Origin of the sequence: Acinetobacter sp. UBA3132, assembly GCF_002364825.1 — a bacterium.
Lineage (GTDB): Bacteria > Pseudomonadota > Gammaproteobacteria > Pseudomonadales > Moraxellaceae > Acinetobacter > Acinetobacter schindleri.
On record NZ_DEZM01000074.1, the window covers coordinates 679 to 4,976 of the forward strand.

Consider the following 4,298-nt stretch of genomic DNA (forward strand, 5'->3'; position numbering starts at 1 on the left):
GTAGAGCCAGAACCGGAACCAGAAGTGCCGGTAGATCCAGAACCAGAGCCGGAAGTGCCAGTAGAGCCAGAACCGGAACCAGAAGTACCAGTAGAACCTGAACCAGAAGTACCAATAGAACCAGAGCCGGAACCAGAAGTGCCAGTAGAACCTGAGCCAGAGCCGGGGCAACCAGAACCAACAAATCCAACACTTCGACTAGCTCGACTTAACCTAGTTGAACAAAATGAAGATAGCGTTATTGATCAAGAAGCTATGAGCAGATTCAAAACATCACAAGAATTTATGAGGAATAGCTTTGAAGAGCAACAAGTGGCAGTTGATACTAATCATGATGTTATTCCATCAGATGGGAACGAGGACATTATTGATGCTAAACAGCTCATAGATTTTATTTCTTCGGGCTTAGATAGCAATACGCAAGTTTATAAAATACTAAATACAGCGGATGCAATTTCAAATTTAAATAATCAGATGAATCTGTTGTTAGAGGGTACAGAAAAAGAAAGTAGTTTGATGGATATCGACTTTATGCGAACAGATACTGTTTCATTAGCTGAACTGCTTTCTGATTCTAGTCATGTAGACAATATTATTGTAGTAGGGAATGAAGGGGATCAAATTATTATTCAAACTGATGCTGAAGAGGTTGCGCAAGCCAGCGATCCGTTGATATTGGAAAATCAATCAGATCTCATGTTGCAACAGCTTTTATCTGAGCAGCAACAGATTATTGGTTAAATATTTACCTGATCAATAGTTGCTAAAAAGCAGTCCTAAAACTGCTTCCTTACTAATTTTTAAGGTACTAGAATATCCAGCTCACGCAAGATATTGCATAGTTTGATCATCGGCATGCCCATTAACGTCGTCTGGTCCTGACCAATCATTTCTTCAAACAGACTAATGCCTAAGCTTTCACATTTAAAGCTACCAGCGCAGTGCAGAGGCTGTTCAATGTCAATATAACGTTCGATTTCAGCTTGAGATAGCTTGCGGAATTTTACCTTATAATGCTCAACCAGAGTTTGCTCAAAACCGCTAGATTTCTGTTGTACGCTCAGTGCTGTACTAAAATATACAATTTTGTCTGAATTGGCCTGTAACTGGCGAACTGCTTTTTCAGCAGTTAAGGGCTTGCCGATAAAAATATCTGGTGCGCCTTCACGCCAAGCCACCTGGTCAGAGCCAATGACGATTGCATCTGGGTGTTGCTCAGCCACATGTCGGGCTTTTTCAAAAGCCAGTCGCTTGGCTAAGTCATCCGCATGATTTTCACCTTGCGGTGATTCATCGATATCCGGGACGATCGATACGTAGTCAAGACGTAAGCGATTCATTAATTCTTTACGGGTCTGGCTGGAAGAGGCCAGAATAATCTTTGCGGTATCCATTAGACAGCGTATTCTTCTAAAACATGCAGAGGGACATAGGCTAGAACTGCTTTATGGCAGGCTTGCAGCTTGATTGGTGGCGCCTGGCCTGCTTCATAAGCTTCTACCCAGCGGGTCACGCAAATACACCAGAAATCACCTGGCTGAAGCCCCGGAAAACCGACTTCTGGTAACGGTGTAATCAGATCATTACCTACTTTTTGGGAGAAATTTAAAAACTCCGAAGTCATCTGTGCACAAACTGTATGCTGGCCCAGGTCACTAGGAGAAGTGTGGCAGAAACCATTACGGAAGTAGCCGGTAATTGGGTCAAAACAGCAGCTCGCCAATGGCTCGCCCAAAACATTTAAACGGTTTAAATCTGGATCTGGATGTATCGACATGGGTACTGAATCTGATGGATGCTTTTTCCTATCATAACAAAACTTTGGCAATCGTTAGCTTTTCTGCAAAAGATGCTAACCTTTTTCTGCATAATCATTTAAAATCGCCTCGTTTTTAATATCTATAATCTATAAAGAGAGCTCTAGATGAACTTTCAACGTATGACTGACCTTGACCTTGCGGGTAAGCGTGTTCTTATTCGTGAAGATTTAAACGTCCCTGTTAAAAATGGCGTGATCACTAGCGATGCACGTTTACGCGCAGCATTGCCAACTATTAAAGCTGCCGTAGAAAAAGGTGCAGCGGTTATGGTGTATTCACACCTTGGTCGTCCAGTTGAAGGTGAGCCTAAAGCTGAACAGTCACTTGCACCTGTAGCAGCATATTTGACTGAAGCATTAGGTCAGGAAGTAAAGTTATTCACTGACTACTTGAATGGCGTTGAAGTTCAACCTGGTCAAGTGGTTTTACTTGAGAACTGTCGTTTCAACATCGGTGAAAAGAAAAATAACCCTGAACTTGCCGCGAAATATGCAGCACTTTGTGACGTATTTGTAATGGATGCATTCGGTACAGCACACCGTGCAGAAGCATCTACTGAAGGTGTGGCTCGTCTGGCGAAAGTGGCGGCAGCAGGTCCTTTACTTGCAGCAGAATTGGATGCTTTGGGTCGTGCGTTGAAAACTCCTGAAAAACCAATGGTGGCAATCGTTGCTGGTTCCAAGGTTTCAACTAAACTAGACGTATTGACTTCACTTTCTGATATCTGTGATCAATTGATCGTAGGTGGTGGTATTGCAAATACTTTCCTTGCAGCTGCTGGTTACAATGTAGGTAAATCACTGTGTGAAAATGATTTGATCGACACAGCTAAAGCAATTGCAGCCAAAGTTTCTGTTCCACTTCCAACGGACGTTGTGGTTGCTGATGCATCTGAAATCAATTTTGATGACTTCCTGAGCTCATTGGCTTCTGCTAAAGCGGTTGTGAAAAAAGTTGAAGATGTTGCTGACAACGACATGATCCTTGATGTAGGTCCAGAAACTGCAAAAGCATTTGCTGAAATTTTGAAAACGTCTAAAACGATTCTTTGGAATGGTCCAGTGGGCGTATTTGAAGTCGATCAATTCGGTGAAGGCACGAAAACTCTATCGTTAGCGATTGCTGAATCGGAAGGTTTCTCGATTGCAGGTGGTGGTGACACGCTTGCTGCGATTGATAAATACAACGTTGCTGACAAAATTGGTTATATCTCGACTGGTGGCGGTGCATTCCTTGAATTTGTCGAAGGTAAAACCCTTCCTGCAGTTGCGGTACTTCTAGAACGCGCTTAATTGCATGTTTTAGCCTAAAAAAAGCTGGCCAAGTGCCAGCTTTTTTTATGTCATTTTTTGTTGACAGCGGATACTTACCATTCATGGCTTCGTCATTAAAATGCAATAAATCTGTCATAAGATGCAGATATTAAATCACCAAATGACGAGATTACGTGATGAAAAAACAGTTAACTTTAGCGGCATTATTGGCAGCATCATTGGCACTGACTGCATGTGCGAAACAGGAAAATGCCCCAGCAGCTGAAGCAGAAGCTTCGGCAGCTGTTGCAGATGAGACTATAACGCCAGAACAGCAAGCAGCGATTGATGCAATTGATCAGCCGGTTCTAGATGAAAAAAATACCGACATTCCTGCTGAAATTGCGAATGCTCCGGCAGATGCAGCGACTGCAGACGAGTCAGTTGCAGCAACTTCGGAAGCTGTGGCACCTTAATTGGATCAATGTGAGACAAAATCCCTGCAAATGCAGGGATTTTTTTTAAATAGTGTTATTTGTTGCTGAATTGAAACCTTTGTGCATGTAGAATATGTGGCATTCACTGGGAGGATATTATGGCTCTTATTTCATTGCGCCAGCTCTTGGATCACGCCGGCGAACATGCTTACGGCGTACCAGCATTTAACGTAAACAACTTAGAACAAATGCGTGCCATTATGTTGGCAGCAGACCAAACAAACTCACCTGTAATCGTACAGGCATCTGCGGGTGCACGTAAGTACGCAGGTGCACCGTTCTTGCGTCATCTGATTTTGGCAGCAATCGAAGAATGGCCACACATTCCAGTGGTAATGCATCAAGACCACGGTACCAGCCCTGACGTATGTCAACGTTCTATCCAGTTAGGCTTCTCATCAGTGATGATGGATGGTTCTTTGGGTGAAGACGGTAAAACTCCAACTTCATATGAATACAACGTCGATGTCACTCGTCGTACGGTACAAATGGCGCATGCGTGTGGCGTTTCTGTTGAAGGTGAAATTGGTTGTCTGGGTAGCCTTGAAACAGGTATGGCGGGTGAAGAAGATGGTGTGGGCGCTGAAGGTGTACTCGATCATTCTCAGCTTTTAACTTCAGTTGAAGAAGCGCGTCAATTCGTAGCTGATACTAACGTCGATGCTTTAGCAATTGCTGTAGGTACTTCTCACGGTGCGTATAAATTCACGCGTCCACCTACAGGTGAT

5 protein-coding genes and 1 pseudogene are annotated in these 4,298 nt (G+C 43.4%); 4 read left to right on the top strand and 2 right to left on the bottom strand.

Annotated elements, in window-relative coordinates:
• Positions 1-741 (top strand): annotated as a pseudogene (locus tag B4033_RS03385) (cell wall protein); the annotation flags it as partial.
• Positions 742-800: 59 nt separating this feature from the next.
• Here B4033_RS03385 and B4033_RS03390 read toward each other — a convergent pair.
• Both B4033_RS03390 and B4033_RS03395 read right to left on the bottom strand, forming a co-directional pair.
• Complete coding sequence (locus B4033_RS03390) at positions 801-1,394, bottom strand: Maf family protein (RefSeq protein WP_076753445.1); 594 nt, start codon at positions 1,392-1,394, stop codon at positions 801-803.
• Complete coding sequence (locus B4033_RS03395; RefSeq protein ID WP_005221773.1) at positions 1,394-1,777, bottom strand: DUF2237 family protein; 384 nt, start codon at positions 1,775-1,777, stop codon at positions 1,394-1,396. Before B4033_RS03395 ends, B4033_RS03390 begins: the two co-directional genes overlap by 1 nt.
• Before the next feature lie 147 nt (positions 1,778-1,924).
• Between B4033_RS03395 and B4033_RS03400 the strand changes: the two genes are divergently transcribed.
• The 3 genes from B4033_RS03400 to B4033_RS03410 form a co-directional block, all read left to right on the top strand.
• Entirely contained in the window at positions 1,925-3,112 is a 1,188-nt protein-coding gene (locus B4033_RS03400; protein ID WP_286832105.1) for a phosphoglycerate kinase, read from the top strand.
• 158 nt (positions 3,113-3,270) lie between these two features.
• Complete coding sequence (locus B4033_RS03405; protein WP_111810444.1) at positions 3,271-3,549, top strand: hypothetical protein; 279 nt, start codon at positions 3,271-3,273, stop codon at positions 3,547-3,549.
• Between the two features lie 119 nt (positions 3,550-3,668).
• On the top strand, positions 3,669-4,298 hold a 630-nt coding region (locus B4033_RS03410), incomplete at its 3' end, for a class II fructose-bisphosphate aldolase (RefSeq protein ID WP_286832108.1).